General features: G+C 49.1%; 20 protein-coding genes and 1 pseudogene. 12 read left to right on the forward strand and 9 right to left on the reverse strand.

Going from position 1 to position 23863, the window contains the following annotated elements:
- Positions 1-95: 95 nt before the first annotated feature.
- Positions 96-1868, reverse strand: a pseudogene (gene lepA, locus KVT36_RS25510) (translation elongation factor 4).
- A gap of 146 nt (positions 1869-2014) precedes the next feature.
- Here lepA and KVT36_RS25515 point away from each other — a divergent pair.
- The 4 genes from KVT36_RS25515 (at position 2015) to KVT36_RS25530 (ending at position 5327) form a co-directional block, all read left to right on the forward strand.
- Complete coding sequence (locus KVT36_RS25515) at positions 2015-2272, forward strand: acyl-CoA-binding protein (RefSeq protein WP_217606273.1); 258 nt, start codon at positions 2015-2017, stop codon at positions 2270-2272.
- A gap of 3 nt (positions 2273-2275) precedes the next feature.
- Positions 2276-3145 carry a hypothetical protein gene (locus KVT36_RS25520; protein ID WP_217606274.1) on the forward strand — a complete coding sequence of 290 codons (870 nt, stop codon included), beginning with the start codon at positions 2276-2278 and terminating at the stop codon, positions 3143-3145.
- Between the two features lie 113 nt (positions 3146-3258).
- Positions 3259-4491 carry an ornithine--oxo-acid transaminase gene (gene rocD / locus KVT36_RS25525; protein ID WP_217606275.1) on the forward strand — a complete coding sequence of 411 codons (1233 nt, stop codon included), beginning with the start codon at positions 3259-3261 and terminating at the stop codon, positions 4489-4491.
- Between the two features lie 194 nt (positions 4492-4685).
- On the forward strand, positions 4686-5327 hold the full coding sequence (locus KVT36_RS25530; RefSeq protein WP_217606276.1) for a VIT1/CCC1 transporter family protein: 642 nt from the start codon (positions 4686-4688) through the stop codon (positions 5325-5327).
- Here the strand turns inward: KVT36_RS25530 and KVT36_RS25535 are convergent.
- A complete protein-coding gene (locus KVT36_RS25535) occupies positions 5299-5700 on the reverse strand; it encodes a hypothetical protein (RefSeq protein WP_217606277.1) in 402 nt (133 codons plus the stop codon). The genes KVT36_RS25530 and KVT36_RS25535 overlap by 29 nt on opposite strands.
- Positions 5701-5887: 187 nt before the next feature.
- On the opposite strand from KVT36_RS25535, the gene KVT36_RS25540 reads away from it, so the two are divergent.
- The 5 genes from KVT36_RS25540 to egtD all read left to right on the forward strand — a co-directional run bounded on the left by KVT36_RS25540 (position 5888) and on the right by egtD (position 12169).
- Positions 5888-7270, forward strand: coding sequence for a mercuric reductase (locus KVT36_RS25540; RefSeq protein ID WP_217606278.1), 1383 nt, complete (start codon positions 5888-5890; stop codon positions 7268-7270).
- A 134-nt stretch (positions 7271-7404) separates the two neighbouring features.
- Complete coding sequence (locus KVT36_RS25545) at positions 7405-8388, forward strand: ABC transporter ATP-binding protein (protein WP_217606279.1); 984 nt, start codon at positions 7405-7407, stop codon at positions 8386-8388.
- On the forward strand, positions 8363-9940 hold the full coding sequence (locus KVT36_RS25550) for an ABC transporter permease/substrate-binding protein (protein WP_217606280.1): 1578 nt from the start codon (positions 8363-8365) through the stop codon (positions 9938-9940). The genes KVT36_RS25545 and KVT36_RS25550 overlap by 26 nt, the downstream gene beginning before the upstream one ends.
- Before the next feature lie 61 nt (positions 9941-10001).
- Positions 10002-11153: an ergothioneine biosynthesis protein EgtB gene (egtB, locus tag KVT36_RS25555; RefSeq protein ID WP_217606281.1), complete on the forward strand. Its 1152-nt coding sequence runs from the start codon at positions 10002-10004 to the stop codon at positions 11151-11153.
- A 23-nt stretch (positions 11154-11176) separates the two neighbouring features.
- A complete protein-coding gene (egtD, locus tag KVT36_RS25560) occupies positions 11177-12169 on the forward strand; it encodes an L-histidine N(alpha)-methyltransferase (protein ID WP_254640197.1) in 993 nt (330 codons plus the stop codon).
- Positions 12170-12288: 119 nt separating this feature from the next.
- Here the strand turns inward: egtD and KVT36_RS25565 are convergent, their stop codons facing one another.
- Complete coding sequence (locus tag KVT36_RS25565; RefSeq protein WP_217606282.1) at positions 12289-12771, reverse strand: DinB family protein; 483 nt, start codon at positions 12769-12771, stop codon at positions 12289-12291.
- Between the two features lie 173 nt (positions 12772-12944).
- Positions 12945-15131, reverse strand: a complete 2187-nt coding sequence (locus KVT36_RS25570; protein ID WP_217606283.1) for a S9 family peptidase — start codon at positions 15129-15131, stop codon at positions 12945-12947.
- Between the two features lie 249 nt (positions 15132-15380).
- Here KVT36_RS25570 and KVT36_RS25575 point away from each other — a divergent pair, with 249 nt between their 5' ends.
- Positions 15381-15626: a hypothetical protein gene (locus tag KVT36_RS25575; RefSeq protein WP_217606284.1), complete on the forward strand. Its 246-nt coding sequence runs from the start codon at positions 15381-15383 to the stop codon at positions 15624-15626.
- Positions 15627-16146: 520 nt separating this feature from the next.
- Here KVT36_RS25575 and KVT36_RS25580 read toward each other — a convergent pair.
- The 5 genes from KVT36_RS25580 to KVT36_RS25600 form a co-directional block, all read right to left on the reverse strand.
- Positions 16147-16563: a hypothetical protein gene (locus KVT36_RS25580; RefSeq protein ID WP_217606285.1), complete on the reverse strand. Its 417-nt coding sequence runs from the start codon at positions 16561-16563 to the stop codon at positions 16147-16149.
- 173 nt (positions 16564-16736) lie between these two features.
- Complete coding sequence (locus KVT36_RS25585) at positions 16737-19175, reverse strand: AsmA-like C-terminal region-containing protein (RefSeq protein WP_217606286.1); 2439 nt, start codon at positions 19173-19175, stop codon at positions 16737-16739.
- Between the two features lie 96 nt (positions 19176-19271).
- The gene (locus KVT36_RS25590) at positions 19272-20027 is read right to left on the reverse strand and encodes a LytTR family DNA-binding domain-containing protein (protein ID WP_217606287.1); all 756 of its coding nucleotides are present in this window, start codon (positions 20025-20027) and stop codon (positions 19272-19274) included.
- 3 nt (positions 20028-20030) lie between these two features.
- The gene (locus tag KVT36_RS25595) at positions 20031-21662 is read right to left on the reverse strand and encodes a tetratricopeptide repeat-containing sensor histidine kinase (RefSeq protein WP_217606288.1); all 1632 of its coding nucleotides are present in this window, start codon (positions 21660-21662) and stop codon (positions 20031-20033) included.
- 189 nt (positions 21663-21851) lie between these two features.
- Positions 21852-22319 carry a hypothetical protein gene (locus KVT36_RS25600; protein WP_217606289.1) on the reverse strand — a complete coding sequence of 156 codons (468 nt, stop codon included), beginning with the start codon at positions 22317-22319 and terminating at the stop codon, positions 21852-21854.
- A gap of 245 nt (positions 22320-22564) precedes the next feature.
- On the opposite strand from KVT36_RS25600, the gene KVT36_RS25605 reads away from it, so the two are divergent.
- Together KVT36_RS25605 and KVT36_RS25610 are read left to right on the forward strand one after the other, a co-directional pair.
- On the forward strand, positions 22565-23182 hold the full coding sequence (locus KVT36_RS25605) for a hypothetical protein (protein ID WP_217606290.1): 618 nt from the start codon (positions 22565-22567) through the stop codon (positions 23180-23182).
- 99 nt (positions 23183-23281) lie between these two features.
- Positions 23282-23704 carry a phage tail protein gene (locus tag KVT36_RS25610; protein ID WP_217606291.1) on the forward strand — a complete coding sequence of 141 codons (423 nt, stop codon included), beginning with the start codon at positions 23282-23284 and terminating at the stop codon, positions 23702-23704.
- The last annotated feature ends 159 nt before the right edge of the window (positions 23705-23863 follow it).

Below are 23863 nucleotides of genomic sequence, written 5' to 3' on the forward strand. Positions count from 1 at the left end.
TGATTAACTTTTACCAGATGAAAATAGGAAAAAATGAGATAAAAAAAGAGGTAAGCACCTACTTACCTCTTTCAATATCGGATCTTAAATTTCGTTTAGTCGTCCAGCTTCAGCACCGCCAGGAAAGCTTCCTGTGGTATTTCCACGTTGCCTATCTGGCGCATGCGTTTCTTACCTTCTTTCTGTTTTTCCAGCAGCTTACGTTTACGGGAAATATCACCACCATAACACTTTGCTGTTACATCCTTACGCATGGCGCTGATGTTCTCACGGGCCACCACCTTGGCGCCAATAGCGGCCTGTATGGCTATCAGGAACTGCTGGCGGGGCAGCAATTCTTTCAGCTTCTCACACAGCTTGCGGCCAAAATCCTGGGCACGGCCACGGTGTATCAATGCGCTCAGCGCATCTACCTTTTCTGCATTCAGCAGGATGTCCATTTTCACAATATCGCTATCGCGGTAACCTATGGGCGAGTAGTCAAATGAAGCATATCCACGGGTTTGGCTCTTCAGCTTATCATAAAAGTCAAATACGATCTCCGTTAACGGCATTTCAAAGATCAGCTCTACGCGGGTAGTGGTCAGGTAACTCTGGTTAATGAGTATACCGCGCTTGCCCAGGCACAGCGTCATAATATTGCCTATATATTCCGGTTTGGTAATGATCTGTGCACGGATGAACGGCTCCTCAATGCGTTCCAGCCTGCTGGGGTCGGGCATTTCAGAGGGATTGTTCACGATCAGCGTTTCGTTGCGCGTAGTGTGCGCAATAAAGCTCACGTTAGGCACTGTGGTGATCACGGTTGGGTTAAACTCCCGCTCCAGGCGCTCCTGGGTAATTTCCTAATGCAGCATGCCAAGGAATCCCCAACGGAAGCCAAAATCCAGCTCATAGGTAAGGGAGGCATCATACAGCTGCAGCTTATCCATACAGTCGCGCAGCTCCTCAAAATCATCTGTTTCTACCGGGAAGATGCCGGCAAATACCATGGGTTTTACCTCTTCAAAACCACGGATAGCAGTAACACCGGGGTTGGATACCAGGGTAATGGTATCGCCCACCTTCACTTCTTTGGCGTTCTTAATGCCGGTAATAATATAACCTACATCGCCGGTCCGCACTTCATTCCTGGGTTCCAGCCCCAGGCGCAGTATGCCTACTTCATCAGCAAAGTATTCTTCACCTGTATTTACGAACTTGATCTTATCGCCTTTTTTAACTACCCCATTGTATACACGGAAGTAAGCGATGATGCCGCGGAAAGAGTTGAACACACTATCAAAGATCAACGCCTGCAGGGGCTCTTCGGAAGAGCCTTTGGGCGCGGGAATGCGCTTTACAATAGCTTCCAGGATCTCTTCTATGCCAATGCCGGTTTTGCCGGATGCCAGCAGGATATCTTCCTCCTTACAGCCTATCAGCTCCAGGATCTGATCCTTCACTTCCGGGATCATGGCGCCGTCCATATCTATTTTGTTGATCACAGGAATGATCTCCAGGTCGTTTTCCAGCGCCAGGTACAGGTTAGAGATAGTTTGCGCCTGAATGCCCTGGGTAGCATCTACCAGCAGCAGGGCGCCTTCGCAGCCAGCCAGCGCACGGGATACTTCGTAGGAAAAATCCACGTGACCAGGGGTATCAATCAGGTTAAAAACATATTGTTCACTACCCAGGGTATAGTTCATCTGGATAGCATGGCTTTTAATGGTAATCCCTTTTTCCCGTTCCAGGTCCTTATCGTCCAGCACCTGTGCCTGCATGTCCCTTTCAGAAATGGTTTTGGTACGCTCCAGTAAACGGTCCGCTAATGTGCTTTTGCCGTGGTCAATATGCGCAATGATGCAAAAATTCCGTATGTTCTTCATATGTTCTTTGCTGATACAGAAGTAGGATATAAGCAGTAAGAAGGTAATTAATGCCGTTTCTTACTTCCTATATCCTACCTCATTATTCTAACTTCAAGCCACAAAGGTATTTAAATTTTGCCTATATTTTGTGCTAAATCAGCATTATGGATTTACAACAACAATTTGAAGCAGCCGTAGCCAACAGCAAGACTTTATCCGAAAAACCAGGCAATGAGATCCTTCTGCAGCTGTACTCCCTGTACAAGCAGGCTACTGAAGGCGATGTGAATATTCCCCCGCCGGAAAACTTCTTTGATATTGCCGGCAAAGCCAAACATGAAGCCTGGACCGGCCAAAAGGGCAAAACCAGGGAACAGGCCATGGAAGAATACATAACGCTGGTGGCTAAGCTAAAAGGATAACAGATGGCACGGCAATCCCTGTATATACTGCTGGCTGGCCTGGCAATGGCCTGCCATGCACCCCGGAAAACAGCAAAGGCCCCTTTTTCCACCATCGACTATGTAACGGTAGGTAAAATGATGGATACCATCCGGCCGCCCTATATAATTGACGTGTCCCATGGTGCTAAACGGGTGGTTTTCATAGGCTGCGACCATAACCGCGACACCGCTCATGCCCAGTTCGGGAAGATAACCAGCTATTTCAATGCACTGCGGCCCCAGCTGACCTTTAACGAAGGCGGCCAGCTACCGGACACCCTGCATTTCAGCACCTTCAACGAGGCCATTACACGGAAGGGAGAAACCGGCGCGCTCAAATACCTGAGCGACCGAGCCGGCATCCGGATGATGAATGGTGACCTGAGCGACAGCCTGGAATTTGCCATTACCCTGCGCAAATACCCGGCAGACCAGCTGCTGTTATATTACCTTATGGAGCGATTGGTGATCCCCTACCTGAATGGCGCTTATGGCAATGGCTCCTTTGAGGAAATGTACAATAAAGTGATCCGGCACTGGTTTGTAGATGAAGGCTTTCCTGTACCGGAAAACCAACGCACCTACGCTTATTTTAAACAGCTGTACCAGCGTTATACCGGCCACCCGTTTGAGCTGGCTATGAATGAGCAAATAGAGCTGTTTGACTACATCAACGGCGGCAATTGCCGTTTCTGCGCCATTGGCCGGGCTTCTAAAATGGTGAGGGACAGCATCCTGCTGGATAAGATAGACAATGCCCTTAATCATTTTGACCGGGTGATGGTAACCTTTGGTCACGGGCATGCCATTGCCCTGTCACCTGCGCTGCAGCAGGTAGTGGATAAGCATTAATGATGCTAAACGCTTACCGGCGCGAAGAAGGTGTAAACGGTTGGAGCATTTAGCATTAAGCCTTTCTGCTTTCCCCTTTCTGCTTTCTGCTATTTAAACTACCTTTGAACAGTATGGTACCCGCATTTACAATCAGTGAAAGAACACAACATTACCTGGCGCTGGAAGAACAGTATGGCGCCCACAACTATCATCCCCTGCCGGTAGTACTGGAACGCGGGGAAGGGGTATTTGTATGGGATGTGGATAACAAACGTTATTACGATTTCCTTTCCGGCTACTCCGCCGTAAACCAGGGCCATTGCCATCCTAAGATCATTGCTACCCTTATAGAACAGGCGCAAAAGCTTACACTTACCTCCCGCGCCTTTCACAGTGATCTGTTAGGAGAATATGCCGCCTTTATCACCCATTTCTTCGGATATGATAAAGTGCTGCCCATGAACACGGGTGTAGAAGCCGTGGAAACGGCCCTGAAGCTGTGCCGCCGCTGGGGCTACATGGTAAAAGGCATCCCGGAGAACAAAGCAAAGATCATTACCTGCAGCAATAACTTTCATGGCCGTACGCTGAATGTGATCTCTTTCAGCACAGATCCCTCTGCCCGCCAGGGCTTTGGGCCCTACATGCCCGGTTATGAAGTGATCCCCTATAATAATCTGCCCGCGCTGGAAAACGCCCTGCAGGACCCGCACGTAGCCGGTTTCCTGGTAGAGCCTATCCAGGGTGAAGCCGGGGTAATGGTGCCGGATGAAGGTTACCTTGCCAAGGCCCGCCAATATTGTGCAGATGCAAATGTGTTATTTATAGCAGATGAGATCCAGACCGGCCTGGCCCGCACCGGCGCCATGCTGTGCTGCGACCTGGAACAGGTGCGTCCGGATATACTGATACTTGGCAAAGCCCTGTCAGGCGGTACTTTACCGGTATCTGCCGTGCTGGCGGATGATGAGATCATGCTTACCATTAAACCCGGCGAGCATGGCTCAACCTACGGTGGTAACCCGCTGGGCTGTAAAGTAGCCATTACAGCCCTCACTGTGCTGAAGGAAGAAAAGATGGCGGAGAATGCCGCTGCTATGGGGCAGCTGCTGCGCGATGAGCTGGCCGCCCTGCAATCCCCTTACATATCGCTGATACGCGGTAAAGGATTGCTGAACGCCATTGTGATCAAACATACCGATCCGGAAGCTGCCTGGGACCTGTGCCTGGCGCTGAAAGAGCAGGGCCTGCTGGCTAAACCCACTCATGGCGATAAGATCCGTTTTGCACCACCGCTCCTTATTAATGCAGCCCAGATCCGGGAATGCGTGGGGATGATTGGCAGAAGCCTGGAGCGGTTTTAATAGGCAAATGCAGGCCTGCATTATTGTCACACAAAGAACATCTTTAAAAATTCTATGCCAGATAATGAGTCAATACGAATTGATCTCCGCTGCATTTTAATTCGTAATTACTCATATCATTATTACTTTCAATGGCATTCGTGCACCGCTTTGGGCGGGGTCGTAATTGACAATTCGTAATTCCATTCTTCTCTATGCTTCAAAAGACTGCCATCAGAAGTACCGGCTGGAAAACTGACTTCCTCATCGGATTCCCGGACGGGTTATTCCTGCTGTTCTTTACTACCCTGCTGATACAGGTATTCCCGGTGGATGTGCAGCAGTTCTACAACATCAACCTCTGGATCTCATTGGGCGGCACCGTGCTGGTAATGGCTACTGCATGGCAGGCTAACCGGGGCGAAACACATGATGAATCCTCTCTTTCACCGGAAGAACGAAAAAAGCTGGAGCAGCTGGATCTTGCAGAAGATACTATTGTACATATCGGCAAAGAAATGGAGCAGGATGCTACCCGCTGGGAACAGATCCTGCAGCAGGAAAAAGTGCAGCAGATCCACTGGCATCCTTTACGGGCCCTGCGCAGCACCCTGGTTGCAGGCGTGTTTTTCCTTACCGGCGCATTCATTGCTTTCTGGCCCTACCTGGCCAATGAGAACTTTGGCGCAGCTACCCGTGTAAGCACAGGCCTGGTCTTTGCCGGTACGGTTCTATTTGCCTTTATAAAAGCAAAGATCACCGGCCAGCGTATATTACCGGTCATATTACGTTACCTGCTGTTAACAGCAGGTATCTGGTTAGCAGTATTTATTGTGAAGCTTGTGATGGAACGTTAGGCTTCTTCCGCACCACTACGCAGAAGAATGCCATGAAAGCCCCTGCCAGTGACAGGTACAGCCCTATTTCCTTATGCGGGCATATCCCCATTTCACAGCGGGCAAATATGATCATATTACGGAAGGTCCAGGCAATAAGAAAAGCGGTAATAAACACATTCAAACGCCGCGCCCATGTTTTCTTAAAAAGAAATAACACACCGGCTATTGCAGCCATTACAACATTCAGTTTTCCCGGCTCCCCAAAAGAGGAACCGGCCGTATGCACCCCGGTAAATACCAGGTGTTTGCTTTCCACCGTGAGCCAGGGCAGGAAAGCGCTGATAATAATAGTAACAGCAGCGGCTAAACCGATCAGGTTATTCTTAGACATAAGGACGCAAAGGTAATTATTTAATGTGCAAATATGCAGATGTGCAGATGGATTGAAACGTGTCAGATCCGCAAATGCTGCCATCATCTGCACATCTGCATATTTGCACATTTGCACATTTTTTTGCGGTATAATATATGTAGCACAAACCAGCACATTAGCATATCAGCACATCAACACATTAACTATGATGCATTTCAAAGCGGTTATCATCGGATCAGGACAAGGCGGCACACCATTAGCGAAGAAACTGGCCAAAGCCGGGTGGACCACCGCCCTGGTAGAAAAAAGATTCATAGGCGGCACCTGTATAAATGATGGATGTACTCCCACTAAAGCCATGGTTGCCAGCGCAAAGGTAGCCTATACGGCCGCTAACAGCCAGCAATGGGGCGTTACCGTGAACGGCTATTCAGTGAACATGGAAAGCATTGTAAACCGCAAGAATGATATTGTGCAGCTGTTCCGTGGCGGCTCTGAAAAAGGGCTGGCACAGGTGGAGAACCTTACCCTCTTTCATGGGGAAGCCGTGTTTACCGGCCCAAAAGCACTGACCATTAAGCTTAACAGCGGTACTACAGAAGATATTACTGCCGACTATATTTTCCTGGACATTGGCACCACACCGCAAATACCACCGGTACCAGGCCTGGAAGCAGTGCCCTGGCTTACCAGCACTACTATACTGGACCTCACTACCCTGCCGGCTCATTTGCTGATAATAGGCGGCAGCTATATAGCCCTGGAATTTGGGCAAATGTTCCGGCGTTTTGGCAGCGAGGTAAGCATTATTGAAAAAAGCCCGCACCTGGTGAGCCGGGAAGATGAAGATATATCCGAAGCCGTACAAAAAATGCTGGAAGCAGAAGGCATCCGCATTTTCACCAATGCGCAGGTACAACGAATAGATGAGCATAGCCGCGGCATCAGCTGCGCCGTCAAAATAGGTGAGCAAACGCATACCCTTGAGGGCTCGCACCTGCTACTGGCCGCCGGCCGCGTACCGCAAACCAAAGCCATACAGCTGGATAAAACCGGCGTGCAAACAGATGACCGCGGTTTTATAAAAGTGAATGATCAGCTGGAAACCAATGTGCCGGGCATTTACGCCCTGGGCGATGTAACAGGAGGCCCGGCATTTACACACATCTCCTATAACGATCACTGGGTGCTGTATAAGAACCTGGTAAAAGGCGCTGCCACATCTATCAAAGGCCGGCAGGTACCTTACACTATGTTCACGGATCCGCAGCTGGGCCACATTGGCCTCAGCGTAAAAGAAGCAAAGCAAAAAGGGCTGGACTTTACCGTATGCAAAATGGAAATGAAACGGGTGGCCCGCGCCATAGAAACCGGCGATACCCGGGGTTTCATGAAAGCGCTGGTAGAAAAAGGCAGCTATAAGATCTTAGGCGCTACCGTATTCGGACCAGAAGGCGGCGAGCTGATGACCCTATTGCAAATGGCCATGCTGGGCGGTATTACGGCCTTGCAAATGAAGGAGATGATCTTTGCACATCCGCTGTATGCAGAATCATTAAACAACCTTTTCATGCAGCTTGATAATTAAGGCATTGTGGATAACGTACAATGTGGGTAAGTTTTTCCTCATCACAGAAAAGTATTTACGATTTTAGATATACGATTTGCGATGACCCTCAATCGTAGATCTACGATCGTAAATCTAAAATTTTAACCGGGTTTATGATAAAGCTGGAGCACGTACATAAAACTTTCGCAAACAAACCTGCGGTTACCGATGTTTCCTTTGAAGTGTTGCCCGGAACCCTGCTGGTATTATTAGGTACCAGCGGCAGCGGAAAAACTACTACCCTGCGCATGATAAACCGGCTCATAGAGCCCAGCAGCGGGCAAATTACTGTAAATGGAAAGCTGATACAGGACCAGTCGGCTGAGAACCTGCGCCGCGGCATTGGATATGTGCTGCAGAACAATGGCCTGTTCCCCCACTATACCGTGGCGGAAAATATTGCTGTTGTGCCTAAGCTATTGCAGTGGGATGAGGCCCGCATCCGGGAACGTACCGTTACCTTAATGGAAAAGCTGCACCTGCCGCCGGCAGAGTATTCAGATGTATACCCTGCGCAGCTAAGCGGCGGGCAGCAGCAGCGCCTAGGGCGGGCACGTGCGCTGGCAGCAGATCCGCCGGTGCTGCTGAAGGATGAACCTTTTGGCGCCCTGGACCCCGTTACCCGCGCCAGTGTACGCAAAGAGTTTATGGCGCTGGACGAGCTGGAAAACAAAACCATTATTATGGTTACGCACGATGTGCAGGAAGCTTTTGAAATGGGTACCCGCATTGGTTTAATGGATGAAGGCCGCTTACAGCAAACTGGCGCACCGGAAGAACTGCTGTTTGCACCCGCCAATGATTTTGTTGCCAACTTTTTCCGTGACCAGCGCCTGTCGCTGGAATTAAAAACTTTAACACTGAATGATATAAAGCCGTATCTGCCGCCAATTGCAGCCTCTGATAATTACCAGCCGCATGTGCTGCCGGGAACAACCTCCTGCTGGGATGCGCTGGAACAGGCCATGCATACGGAAGGCGCCCTGTCAGTGGATTTCAGGACAGAAGTATTTACAATGGATAGCCGCTCGTTAATGACCGCATTGCAGGTATACAAGCAAACTGCCGCTAATGGAAGCACAACAAAGTCTTTTTGATTTTATACAACAGCAGTCCGGCAAGCTGCTGGAACAAACCCTGCAGCATATAGGCCTTACGTTTATATCGCTGTTGATAGCGGTGCTTATTGGCGTGCCCCTGGGCATTCTTATTACCCGTAAAAAAGCACTGGCAGCGCCCATTCTGGGGCTGGCCGGTATTTTACAGACCATTCCCAGCATTGCCTTGCTGGGGTTTATGATACCGCTGTTAGGTATTGGCGCGCAACCGGCCATAGTAGCACTTTTCCTATATGCATTGCTGCCTATTATCCGTAATACCTATACAGGTATTAAAGAAGTAGACCCCACGGTTACAGATGCAGCTATTGGTATGGGTATGAGCCGCAGGCAGCTGTTATATAAAATTCAGCTACCCCTGGCCATGCCCGTAATGCTGGCAGGCATCCGTACGGCCACTGTTATTAACGTAGGCGTAGCTACCCTGGCGGCCTACATTGCAGCCGGTGGTTTGGGAGAGTTTATTTTTGGCGGCATTGCCCTGAATAATACCAACATGATATTGGCAGGCGCCATTCCGGCAGCCCTGTTGGCAATTTTGTTCGATGGGTTACTGTCGCTTTTGCAGCGCATGCAATTACGCAAAGCCCGCAAAGCGGTATATGCGCTACCGGTGGCCATTATCCTGCTATCTTCCTTTTACCTGCTGCCATCCGCCTACGGCACTAAGCTGGTGGCGGGTTTTACGCCGGAGTTCATGGGCCGTAAAGACGGCAACCTGGGCTTAAAAAAAGTATACGGCCTTAACATACGCACCGTGGTTATCAGTGACATGATCATGTACAAAGCCGCCTATGAAAAAGAGCTGGATGTGATCAGCGGCAGCAGTACAGATGGCCGCGTGAAAGCCTTTGACCTGGTGGTGCTGGAAGATGATAAGCACATTTTTCCACCCTACTATGCAGCGCCCATTGTACGCAATGCCACGCTGGAAAAATACCCGGAACTGACACCCGCGCTCAATAAATTGTCTGGTACAATTAATGATAGCATTATGACGGAGCTGAACTACCGGGTTGATTATCTGAAGCAGGACCCGGCCCGCGTGGCAAAGGATTTCCTGGTAGCAAAAAAGCTCTGGTTACCCGCCCGCAACGGTACAAAAGGTACCATCCGCATTGGTTCTAAAATATTTGGGGATGGCTATATACTGGCCAATATGTACAAAATGCTGATAGACGGGTATACCGATCTGCAGGCCGTTACCAAAACCGGCCTCGGGGGCACTAAGATCTGTTTTGATGCACTGCTGAACAGCCAGATAGATATGTACCCAGAATACAGCGGCACCGGGCTGCTGGTAATACTGGCCGCCGGGCAGCAAACGGTTGATTCACTGATAGCGGACAGGCAAAAGGTATACGATTATGTGAGCAATGCCTTTATGCAACGTTACCAGGTGCGCTGGTTACCACCCATTGGATTTAATAACACCTATGCGCTTATGATGCGCCGGCAACAGGCCGCCGCACTACATATAAAAAGTATATCTGAGCTAAAGGAATATTTAACGGTGAAAGGTAAAGAATAAGGAAGCTGAACAAACTTCCCGCTTTGCATTTCACTTTTCGTTTTACGCAAACCTGTAATTCATGCACCTGAAAGATAAGTACGGCGTCGTACGCCAGCGATCCGAAACTATTTGTGCACCCCTGAAAACGGAGGACTATGTTGTGCAGCCGGTAGTGGATGTAAGCCCGCCCAAATGGCACCTGGGCCACACTACCTGGTTCTTTGAAACCTTTTTACTGAAACCTAACGTACCCGATTATACGGAGTTTGATGCGGACTACAACTTTGTGTTCAACAGCTATTATGAATCTGTTGGCGCACGCGTAATACGCACTAACCGCGGTAACCTGAGCCGCCCGGCTGTAGAGGACATTATGCGTTACCGTAAGTATGTGGATAAAGCCATGCTGCACCTGCTGGAACATGAGCTGCCGGCCGACCTGCAGGCGCTGGTAGTGCTGGGGCTAAACCATGAAGAGCAGCACCAGGAGCTGCTTTTAACAGACATTAAATATATACTGGGACATAACCCCTTATTCCCCGCATATGATAAACAGCGCAAACCTGCCGCTGCAGCGGTGCATGACGGGCCGGAGTGGCTGGATATGCCGGAAGGTATGTACAGCATTGGTTATGAAGGCGAGGGTTTTTGTTTTGATAATGAGCAGCAACGTCATAAAGTGTTCCTGCAACAATACCAGATCAGCACTGACCTGGTGACCAATGCAGAATACCTGGATTTTATGGCTGCCGGCGGGTATACTGATTTCCGTTATTGGCATGCAGAAGGCTGGGACTGGGTAAAACAGCAGCAGGTAAATGCCCCGCTGTACTGGCATGAGGTAGATGGCAAGTGGATGTGTTACACCTGGCAGGGCTTACAGCCGGTGGACGGCGAAACGCCGGTATGCCATATCAGCTATTACGAAGCCACTGCCTATGCTGCCTGGAAAGGCAAGCGCCTGCCCACGGAATTTGAGTGGGAGGCCGCAGCGCCGCAGCTGCAATGGGGTACCCGCTGGGAATGGACGGAAAGCGCCTACCTGCCCTACCCCGGCTTTACAAAAGCCCCCGGCGCCATTGGGGAGTATAATGGCAAATTTATGGTAAGCCAGATGGTGCTGCGCGGCGGTTCAGAAGTAACCCCGCCAGACCACAGCCGCATTACCTATCGCAACTTTTTTCATCCTAATCTGCGCTGGCAATTCACCGGGATCCGGCTGGCGCAATAATATATCATGACAAATATTCGATTATGCATACCACTGTAATTCACACGTTGCCGGCGCCGGGCGTAGCTTTGGAGCCGTTGGAAGTATTTTACCAGGACGTGGTGCGCGGGCTTACCGCTACCCCCAAATACCTGGACTCCAAGTATTTCTATGATGCGGCCGGCGATAAGCTGTTCCAGCAGATCATGCAATGCAGGGAGTATTACCCCACGGATTGTGAAATGGAAATTATGACGGAGCAGGCGGCGCAGATCGCACAGACCATTGCCGCCCAAACCACCGCTTTTGACCTGGTGGAGCTGGGCCCTGGCGATGCCACCAAATCCATACACCTGCTGGAGCAATTGCTGCATAACGGGTTGGATTTTACCTATTACCCCATTGACATTTCCACCAACGTAATTAACACGCTGGAAAAGTCGCTGCCGGAAAAATTACCGGCCCTGCAAATGCAGGGGCTGAACGGGGAGTATTTTGAGATGGTGCAGCGGGTAGCTGAAATGAGCAACCGCCCTAAGGTGCTGCTGTTCATGGGCGCCAACATTGGCAACTTTACACCCATTATGGCCCGCAAGTTCTGCCGGCAGCTGCGTAGCTGCATGCAGCCCGGCGACCTGCTGATGGTGGGTTTTGACCTGAAAAAACATCCAAAGATCATTCTGAATGCCTATAATGACGAAGCAGGTATTACCAGCGCCTTTAACCTGAACCTGTTAACCCGCATTAACCGGGAGCTGCAGGCGGATTTTAATATGGATCTGTTTGAGCACTACCCGGTATATGATCCCATGACCGGCGCATGCAAAAGCTACCTGGTAAGCCTGGAAGACCAGGACGTGCATCTTTGTAATGATGTAACCATCCACTTCCAGCAGCACGAACCCATTCACATGGAAATATCCCAGAAATACAGCCTGGAGGAAACCACGCAAATGGCCCTGCAAACCGGCTTTCAGCCGCTCACCTGTTTTACGGATACCAAAGGATGGTTTGCAGATTGTATGTGGAAAGTATAGGAAATGTGCAGATTTGCAGATATGCAAATGTGCAGGTGAAAAGGCAGGTCCTTATCATCTGCGCATTTTTTTGAACATGCTATGGGCATTCATCTGCACATTTGCATATTTGCACATTTTCACATCTGCCAGGCTCCCAGCAGCCTTCTCAGCACAATAATTTCACCGGTATGGTAGCTGGTATGATCTGCAATAAGCATAGCTTCCCGCAGCAGATTTTGCCCGCTGCCATGCTCAAAAGGCGTGTACAGGTCTACGCCTGGCTCGTCCAATAATTTGAGGAATTCTTTACGCTCCCGGTTCACCTGCGTAATGCTCTCTTTCCAGGCATTGGCATCTTTGGGCGCGTGTTCTTTAGGCCAGTAACCTTCCGGCCAGGGTGGCGACTGATGTTTGGGGTTGCGGGAAAATTCCAGGATATCCCATTGTGTAATGCGGATATGCTCCACCAGCTGCCATACGCTGTAAGGCATATTCTCCGGCACCTCGCCTCTTAATTTGGCGGGCAGCTCCTTTACCGCATCCTCAAACGTAGCATGCGCATGGCCTCCGTTTATCAGCTCTTTCAGCGCTTTTATGACAACAGCATTCGTGTCTTTCATACACAATTAATAATGAAGAATGAAGAATGAATAATTAGCAGCAAAATTTAAAGGCTACAAGCTCGTTATGCAACAACAAACATGCCTTGCTTATCTGCATTCAAATATAAAGCGGCCGGTGTTACAATGAACACCGGCCGCTCTATTATTAATTATTCATTTTTCATTATTAATTACCTGGGGCCCGGCGGGCAGTACTGCCGCAGGTACTGTGTATACAGGTTAGAGAGATGCCGGCGCGTTCCCTCTCCTTCGCTAATACTGTGTGTGCGGTTAGGGTAAGCCATGAACTGGAATACCTTGTTGTTTTTGATCAGCTCATTCAGCAGCATTTCTGCATTCTGGTAATGCACGTTATCATCGCCGCTGCCATGTATGTATAACAGGTGCCCCTGCAGGTTCTTAGCATAGGTTATGGGCGATCCTTTTACAAAATCTTCCCGGTTCTCCTGCGGCAGGCCCATATAACGCTCCTGGTAAATGTTGTCATACGTAAGCTGGTTGCCTACTGCCGCAACGGCAATACCGGTTTTGTAGATCTGCGGATACTGGAACAGGAGGTTCAGCGTCATAGAACCGCCACCGCTCCAGCCCCATACGGCTACACGGGAAGTATCCATGTAAGGGCGTTTCAGCAGCTCTGTAGCAGCCATGGCCTGGTCGCGGGAGTTAATGAGGCCTACCTTGCGGTAAATACATTTACGCCACTCACTGCCTTTGGGCAAGGGAGTGCCGCGGTTATCCATAGATACGTAGATGTAACCATCATCCGCCATATCCCCGTTGTACAGCGGGTTACGGCCGGCTCCAAATTCATCTTTTGCAGTGGCGCCGGCAGGTTCGCCATACACATAGAACAGCACCGGGTATTTTTTTGTGGAATCAAAGCTGTTGGGCTTGCGCATCCAGCCATCCATGGTTACACCATCTGCCGTGGTAACGGAGAAGAACTCCACCTGTTTATTGGCAGCAGGCAGCTTGGTTTTGATCTCTGCAGAAAGGCTGGCTCCATTGCTTTTATGATCCGGCAGGTGCACAATTTCAGAGTAGGGGTAAAAATAATTGTTGGAGAACTGGTGTACGGCATATTGCCCGTCCGGCGATATTTCGTAGGAGTGCGTGCCGGGCTGGTCTTCCGGTGTAACACGCTGTGGCTGGCCTTTTCCGTCAAGCGATACTTTGTACAGGTATTGCTGGGTAGCCACTTTAGGCGATGCCAGTATGTAGATCAGCTTATGCGCTTCATCTACTTTGGGAATGCCGATCACGTCATAGTTACCCGGCGTAAGCAGGTTTTCTTTACCGCTCTTTACCTCAATGCTGTACAGGTGGCGCCAGCCGTCTTTTTCACTTACCCATACAAAGGCGCTGCCGTTCTTTATCCAGTCCCAGCCTGTAATATCATCATCGTCCCAGCGTGATTTTACATCTATCCAGGCTTTATCACTTTCTTCAAACAGCGTTTGTGCGGCGCCGGTAGCAGCGTTGCACAATATCAGCTTACTCTGGTTCTGCTTGCGGTTCAGCTGCTGAAGAATGATCTCGTTCTTACCCGGTACCCATTCCATGCGGGGAATGTAGTGCTGCTGCGCATCGCCGGGCACCTGCAGCCAGGTAGTTTTTGCGGTATTAATATCCACTACGCCTACACGGCAGGCAGAAGGGCTCTCCCCTGCTTTGGGATACTCTACCGGCACCGTAAAAGAGTAAATTGAATCTGTATTGTCTATCATCAGGAAGTCGCGGATCTTGGTAGCGTCTATTTGCCAGTAGGCAATGGAGCGGCCATCGGGGCTCCAGCGGAAACCATCGCGGCAGCCAAATTCCTCTTCATAGGCCCAGTCGAACGTACCGTTTATAAAACGGCGGGTACCATCATTTGTGAGGGCTTTTACCTCACCTGTGGCAAGTTCTTCCACATAAAGGTTATGCTCGCTTACATAAGCTACTTTGGAAGCGTCCGGGGAAAATTTGGCAAACATCAGGGACGATGCCGGCCTTCCCTTTCCTAACTGTTTGAGCTGTTTGGTGTTAATATCCAGCACCCAGTAATCGCCCCGGGTCTGGTAACGCCATACGCGCTTGGAGTTGGTATAGATCAGTACTTTTTGCTCATCAGCTGAAAAAATAAAATCCTTTACTTCCAGGGGCTTGGCAGCTCCCTGCGGGGTAAGCTGGGCGGCCGGTATGGTTACCTGGCTTTGCCCATCTTTTAAGCCGGTGGCTATAATGGCTGCATTTTCAACACTATATACCGCCTGCCCGTTCCGGCTCCATTTGGTACTTTTTCCCGGTTGGGCCTGTAAGGCCAGCTGCAGCAGACAGCAGCAAAGTAATAAGCAATAACGTAATGGTTGCATTTGGTCTGATTATATAAAAACGGCAAGATAATTGTTTTTAGGGCTTATCGAAAATCTAAAGGATACCTTACACACCGACTGAACAATATGACGTTCCCATTGTAATAGATTAGCCACCATATCGTTATGTGGATAATTTTTCCTGTGGAAAACGTGTTTATATTTTTTTATATAAATTCTTTTCATACATTTAGGAAATTATATATCTAGTAGGCGGACGAGTAACTATCCTTTGACAAACAATAATTTATGGTCCAGATAAGCTATTCCTATAAAAACCGGGAATTCCTGCAACTTGAAGACGCACTGTTAAACCAATTAGCCCAGACGGGCAAGACCTTACTTTACGCTTTACTGGAACCCATGCAGGATGCCCTGCTGCGGGAGAATGGCAAGATCCGTATTAACCTGGATCAGCATCCTAAAATAGAGCTGGTAGGTTTTAGCATGAATGTGAAGGAACAAATAGAAATGACCCTGCGGGGCGAGGCATAATAATGTGCTGATGCGCTAATATACAAATGTGCCGCCTGGCGCTGCTGTAAAGGTTTTAATAAGTGTATTAGCCACATTAATTGCTGATAGCCCCAAAGCTCCCGCTATTTTATTTCCTGTTCAATAATTTCTCCGGGTATTCGTACACCGGAAACTGCGTATTTCCACAGTGCTGCTTTCGGAATCTACTGCATTTACAAACTTTGTAAACCTTTTATTTTCCCTTGTTGTTTATACTATGAACGGCCTTGCATAACATAGCGCAAACCACTACTGTAGCGGTTTGATGTCCTGTATAACCCATAATACCAATAAAATAATTTGAGATGGCAAGTTTCAATAAACAATCCGTTACACGGTAACGGGTATACGGAGTATTGTACTCAGAGCACGCAGTTTCTTTTCTATAACGTGAATGAACGTGCCGGTTGTTTTGCCGGCACCAAAGAGCAAATAGACGGAACAGTACCGTATCAGCCGTCCCGGTCGCGGGATGGCTGTTCTTTGTTTGGGCAGGCGCCTATTTCTTAAGCCAGTAGAATGTCTGGGAGATCTGTACCAGCGGGGTTTCATTATACTGAAAATCCAGGCTGTTATATTGCAAAGCGCTGTCACTGATGCCAGTGGCCTCGCACAGCAGGGAATCCAGGTGAAAGAATACGGGCGTAACCTCTTCAAATAATAAGCTGTCTAAATGCTTGGTGGCAGCGGTATAACGCAGGGCTACCCTATCTTCCGTAAAATTAATATAGTCGGCACCGTTATATTGCAGCGTATCTATACGGCTATAAACCGTATCGCCTTCACTTACCGTGTATTGTTTATGGATGGCTGCTGTATAGAACCATTTCCCGTAAAAGGACTTATGAGGCGTGGTGTTATCTTCTTTTTTACATGCACACAGCCCCAGTATCATAATCAACAAAACTTTCCGCATGATGAACCTGTCTGATTTAAGGACGCAAAATTAATGAATTACTATTTATTTGCATAAAACGATCTGACAGGCAATTTGTTACAATGTGCAGGTGTGCAAATATGCAGATGTGCAAATGGAGGAATACGCTGCGGTCATTCATCTGCATATCTGCACATCTGCATATTTGCACATTAATCCGGTTTCTTTCCCATCTTGATCTTTACCTTCCCGCCCTTATTCTCGTCTGTGGCGTGCAGGTGAATGACAATACCCTTTTTCCGGCGCGCCTTTTTTTCATCTTTGGACAGGTCCTCCTCTTTCTTTGGATTACGCAGGGGTACATCCAGGTAAATATCGGTGCCCGTGGGTATGCCATATACACCGGTTATGTCCATGTACAGGGCGGTAGAATTAATCTGCATGGGCGGTATAATGATCTTATTTCCCTGGAGCTGCAGGGTATTGGAAAGGTTTTCAAACTGTATATTGGACAGGTTGCGGTTAAAGAACACGGCAGATGCTATCCCTTCCAGCGGCTCAAAGTTCAGCAGGGCGCCCTGCCGCAGGTCAAACCCCACGGTGCCGTATATAGAGCGGGGCGTTATTTTACCATTATCGTACAGGTTACCGGTAATATCCACCTTTGCGGAAAGGTTGCCTTTCAGGTTACGGGAGGTAAGGGACTCCATCCCGAAATTATCGAACGCATACCACAACTGATCAATGTGGACATTATTAATGGCGCCGTTCAGCTTAAAACGATTGTTATTGCCCTGCTGGTGAATGCTGCCCTTCAGCAGCAGGCTGCCGCCGGCGTGCGCCAGGGATATTTGCCGCAGCAGTATATCCGACTGCGTAAGGCTCAGGTCCGCCACCACCTTTTGCGCATTAAAACGCTGGTAGTTCAGCTGCCCCAATTGCAGGCGCATATTCATATTACACAGCTCCAGCATTACATTCAGCTGTTTGGCTATGCGGCTGGCCTTTCTTTGCATAGCTGCGGTACTTTGGGCTTTGGTTTTAACAGCAGTGGCCTGTTTGCGGGGCGACAGGAAGAATTTAAACTCGTTCAGGTCCACTTTGGGACTGGTAATATTCCAGTCCATCAGGATCTTTTCCGGCGCTTCAAAGTACAGGCGTAACAGGTTGCGTATGCTGCCTTCCATAGCCAGCTCACTTTTGGCGGTTTGCATATGCACATTCATCACATACACATCCTGCCCGTTAAAGGCAATGGTGGCGCTGCAGTTACCTATTTGCAGGTTACGCGGCAGGTATTCCATAGCGCCGTTCTGCACTTTTACGGCGCCTTCCATCTGCGGCGTTACGGTATCCTTATCGCCAATACCTCCCTTATAAAAAACATCAGCGCTGGCGGTGCCTTGTGTGAATTGAAAGGTTTCGCCGGTAATATCATTCAGCTCCTGTAAGTTAAAATTGGATTTAAAACGCCCGGAAAGCACCGGTTGTGTAAGGTTTACAATGTCAACGGTATCTGAGCTGAAAGGAAGGCCCCACCATTTGGCTTTGAACTGGTAAAAAGAGATGGCTGAATTTTCGTCCGTATATCCCATACCGGGATGCCGCTCATTGTTAAAATTCCCGCTAAAGCTGCAATCCGTCCACTCCCCCGCCCTGGTTACCAGCGTATTGTTGGCGGTGCTCCATTTTACCAGCACCCGGGGCGTACCGGGGCGGTTCAGGTAGCCGGAAAGGTGCGCTTCCACGTTCATGGGCTTTTGAATGTCATAATTATACAGCTTACCCGATATATTGTCTGACAGCATAGATGCAGCGCTGCGGAACAGCACATTTTCCGTAGTAATATTTATAATGAACTGCTGCGTTTTAAAATTAAACATGGCGCCAATGTTAAAGGGATGTTTGTCTATCTCAATAGGCTGCGCCGGTATGGAAAGCACCCGGTTGTTCCGGTTAAAGTTCAGCTCCAGCGTGGTTTCCAGCGTTTTATTCTTCAAAAAACTGCCACGCTCCAGGTTAAAGGCAAAACTATTTACCAGCATATTGGTACGCAGGTGTAAGCGCCAGTTACCATCCTCCGCATCTGCGTTGCCTTTCAGGGAATGGATCTGTATGCTGAATAACTTATTTTTCTGTTTATTATCAACCACAAACTGCATGTTGCGCAGTTCCAGGCTGGCTATATCCGCCTCCCGATCCGTACCACTCCCCTCTTTGGCGGGTTTATCCCGATGTTTGAACACACTGGCATTCGTATACCCTTCCAGGTTGGTAAAGGAATAAAAAGCACCGTCTTCCAGGGTTATTTCCCTTACATCCAAATGGTTCCTTAACAGGGTAAATGTATTTACCTTAACGAAGATGCGCCGCACGGATAACAGCGGGTGTTTATGCTGCGCAAACAGGCTGTCCCGCAGCTCAACATCCTTAAGGGCTATGGATACCTGGGGGAAACTGCGCAACAAAGAGGGCGATATATCCCCAATGGTTAGCTTCCCGTTCAGCCGCTGGTTGGCCTTTTCAATGATCTGTTCTAAAAGCGCTTTCCGGTGCTGCTGTATGTAAAAGGCCAGGGCCAGCCATAACAGTATCACCAGTCCAAGAAGGACTGCACCGGCTTTGAGGCTTATACGTAACCATTTAGGCATTGGGGTGGTTTACATTAAGTTAAGAAAATTTCCAGGCTTTTGCCTGGAATGATATGCCTGTATAAAACCAATAATGATGCCTTTCAGGGAGCGGGGTTATTTCAGCACATCGAACAAATGCAAAAAGCTATCAAGATAACGGCGGCTGTACAGGATGGATTGCCCGCCGGAAAGTACGATCTCATTTTCCTGCAAATTCAGCTTCATAACGCTGCGTATATTCACCATAAAATTGCGGTGCACGCGTATGAACTGTTGCTCCGGCAGGCGCTCCAGCAACAGCTTCAGGGGTTGCTGCACCAGGTACTTTTCCTTGCCGGCCACTATTTTGCAGTACTTGCCTTCTACTTCTATATATAAAATATCATCCAGCATGATCTTGGCCAGCGTATTCCCGTTCTTCACAAAAAAGAAATCGTGTATTAATACCGTATGTTTTTCTGCAGTGGCGGTAAACTGCCCGGTGTCTGCCCCGGCAGATCTTTCAATGGCCAGCTCCATGGCATACTGCAGCTCCAGCTCATTAAAGGGTTTTAACAGGTAGCTGAATGGGGTGGTAAGGCGTGCGGCCTCAAAGGTGGTGCGGTCTGCTGCGCTGGTAAGGAAAATGAAAGGCTTTTGCATATCCCCGCTTTCATTGATCTGCGTGGCAAAGGTAATGCCGTCCCTTTTGCCATGCAGGTACACATCAATGACCACCAGGTCCGGCGGCTGTGTGTAGAACAGCTTCAGGGCTTCCGGCAGGGTGCCTGCAATACCGGTAATTTCATAGTCCTGTTCCAGCAGCATATCCTGCAACAGGGCGGCCTGCTGCGGGTCATCTTCCACGATCATGATCTTTACGGGTTGCATAACTTATCCTTTTGCCGGTAAAATAATGGTAACGGTGGTACCTTTTGCCTGCTCGCTGGTAATACTCAGGCGGCCGTTGTTCTTTTCCGTCATGGTTTTGCACAGCCACAAACCTAAACCGGTGCTTTCATAACCATGCGTATCCTGTTGCACTCTTTTTTTGTTGGGATCAAACAGCGCTTCCAGTGTTTCACTGCTCATACCCAGGCCTGTATCAATGATCTTGATGTGGCATTCATCCCGCTGCAGGCAGGCGGAGATGGTAATGTAACCACCTACGGGTGTGAACTTAATAGCATTATCCATGATATTGCGCACAATGATCTTAAAAGAGTGAAGATCTGCCATAAAGATAATCTCTTCGGGGATCACTTGTTTGATCACAATGTTCTTATCTGCTGCCAGGGGTGTTACATCATGGCAAACCAGGCCCACTACGGTGCGCAGGTGCAGCTCTTCCGGGCGGAAGAACAGCTGGTCTGTCTGGCTAAGGGCCCAGTGCAGCAGGTTATCCATCAGGATGTAGGTGCTGCCGGCAATTTTTTCATTACTGGCTGCCAGCGCAGCGGCTTCGGTGATTTCCTGCTTCCAGATGGCTTTTTTCAGTTTGGCCAGATTGTTCTTAAGGCGGTATACGGGCGAGCGCAGGTCATGCGCTACAATGGAAAATAAACGGTCTTTGGTTTGGTTCAGTATATTCAGCGCTTCTTTTTGCTGGGTGATGATACGCTTACTGCGTTTTTGCTGCCGGTAGGCAAACCAGATGGCAGTTCCCAGCAACAGCAGCGCCAGGGCTGCCAGTAACAGGCTGTTACGCTGCCAGCCCAGTACATAAATGGTATGTTCCCGTTGCTGCAATGCCAGCTTCCTTTCCTGGCGGGCCAGCTCCCATACATGATCGCGGTTCCAGATGCTGTCCTGCAGCACTTCATAGTGCTTACGGTAGTCTAACGCCAACGCATATCTTTTCCTGTTCTCTTCCACGGCAGCCATATTCCTGTAGGCATTGCGCGGCACTTCCGGGTTATTGGAATGTTTGGCGTATTCAAGCCCTTTTTCAAACAGGGGTATTGCCTTATCATCCAGGTACTGCGTATAGTACAGGTTAGCCAGGTCCATATAGGAAATAGCCAGGCCGGTAGTATCCTGTACCTGCTCTTCCAGGCGCAGGCTGCGGTTAAAATATTCTTCTGCGGGGGGGTATTGTTTCAGGTAAAAATAGGCCAGCGCCTTATTATGATACAGGGTTTTCAGAGCATACACATCTGAGCCGGGGGCAAAAACCTGCTCCCAGGTGCTCAGTACTTTCAGCGCGTCCTCATTATGCCCCTGCTCAAGATAGATCTCTCCCAGGTGGGCGTAACTATTGGCCAGGAGCACAGTATCCAGTCCTTTCAGGTGAATAACCTGCTGGTAGGTGCGCAATGCTTCGGCATACAATTGTTTACTGTACTGGATCTTGGCTTTCAGGAAAAGCGCTGGTGGATATAGCGAATGTTTTACATCATTATCAATACCGTTCATGGTATTAATAATGTACGTATAGGCGGCATCGGGGTCGTTATCGGCCCAGGCCACATGACTGTTATGGTAATTGATCTGGTAAGAGGATCCGTACTGGCCGGACATGATCATCCGTGCAGTATCTGCAGGGTGTTCACGGCATATATAGCAGTGCTGCTGCAGCTCATGATACCACGGGCCGTGGACCGGTGGCTGAGCTGCAGCAGCAGTTAAAAAAAAAGCGCGGTAATTACCAATATCGTTCTCATCCTGGTTTTCATCTAATGGTTATCAAATCGGGCCGGCTTTTCCAAGCCTGTATTAGTCCTCTGCGGTAGTGGATCTTTTTACTGTAGTTACCGTACCCCTGGGTGTTTCAGGCGTTTCAGGCCCTCCGGGCACTCCTTCTTCGTAATCATATAATACCAGCACAGCCTGCGCTTCCGGGCTGGTGGCGCCCAGCTGGTATTTCACCTCTATATTCCAGAGGGAGTAGCTGTGATGTGCGCCAATATCCCAGGGTTCAATGGTAAGGTACACATAACGTGCATCCAGCTCATTGGCATCTGTATCTATAGGCGCAATGAAGCTAATATCTTCATCCAGTACGGGTTTTTCCAGGCCGTCCGGCAAATATGCGGTGATAGACAGCTTATAGATCTTTTCTGTTTCATTCACCGTTATTGCTGCAACCAGTGGCTCCAGGGAAAAAGGTTTTGCAAGGCCACGGACAACGCGTGCGGTGTGTGTGTGTAGGATTGTTACGTCTGAGGATACTCTTGTTGACATAGGTAAGAGGCTTAAGGTTAAAGAAAGGAAGTTTAAGGGCAGCAAAGATAATCTTTATATCCATTTTTTATTGTCCATAATAGTAATACTTTCTACACTCATACCTGCGGCCGTACCATTTATGCCTTCCAATACACCACTGCTGCCATTGTATTCCCGGGCCGTTATTGCCTGCTGTACTTTTGGTATTGTAAGGCACGCACAACAACACACCACTAATCAGATCCGGCAAAACGTTCAGGACTATGACAAACATCTGGCTCAATCTTATTAACAATTCGAGTGACCGTAACAATGATGGCATTGTGATCTTCCAGAAAAATGAGGCCACTGCTGCTGAAACACCGGTAGCCTGGCGGGTGATCCATAATTTGGGGTCCGGATGGAGCCATCCCTTTACCTACCCTGTGGCAATGGCGGTTGCGGCCAGTGATGGCCATGGCAACTACAGCCTGCAGCTGCCAGCTGCTACCGGGCAACAATATCAGCTGGTTACAACGGATAGTGGCGATGTACTTGAACACAGCGGGCCTGCTGCCAACGAGGACGAGATCATTATATACAATGCCCTGGCAACCGGTATCATTGATGTACATGTGTACCGGGATGGAAAATTGCTTGCCCTGAAAACGAATGTGGAGCCGGGACAACCGGCGGTATTCCAATTTAAGCCGACCCTTTGGATAGGCGTTGCACACGCAGTAACCGAAGGAGCATTGATTGACAGCGCTTTTACTTCACAGGTGCATACACAGCTATCTCTATCTGGCATTAGCAGTGCGGACATTATTATGACCGGTGGGGGATTGGGCCCCGACACGACGCCGGTTTCGTTTTCTCTGCAAAATGTCAGATATGCGTGACCGTAACCCCCACCCCGGGAACCTTTCCCTCTGTCCCGGGGTTTCTTTTTTGATCATTAGTTTTTAATATATATGGTTTATCCTACACAACTACCATCTATGCCCTTTGGCATACCGCCAGGCGCTGTGATGGCCTTTTCCGGGAAGATAGCGGATCCTGATGCAGATGGCCCGGCCGATTTTGAAACGCTTATTGAAACGTATGGCTGGATGGTATGCGACGGCCGCCAATTGGATGCTGAAGACTACCCGCTGTTATACCAGGTGATAGGCCTGCAATACAACAAAGGCCTGGAGCCGGAAGGTGTATTCCGCTTACCGGATTACCGGGGTTACATACTCTGCATGACCGATATGAACAGTGGCAACGATCCGGAAGCCAAGGCCCGCCAACGGGCCAATGGCCGCCCGGGCAGCGATGTGGGCACCATTCAGCAACCGGTAGGGTTAGCGGCTTTGCGTAATGGTATTACTACACACCCGGGGAATATCTACGTGTATTACATCATTAAGTTCATTTAGTTGTTCCTTTTTGCTTCCCCAAAAAGGAACCAAAAAGGGGCCCGCAACCGGTTACCGCCCGGTTGCGGAGCAGGTACCCTGATGATGCTTTCCTGCTACTGTGGTGCCGGGCTTTTGAGCCCTGATAAGAGCGCGATGAGCTATACATCTGCTGCTCTT

The organism is Chitinophaga sp. GbtcB8 (assembly GCF_019091455.1).
Lineage (GTDB): Bacteria > Bacteroidota > Bacteroidia > Chitinophagales > Chitinophagaceae > Chitinophaga.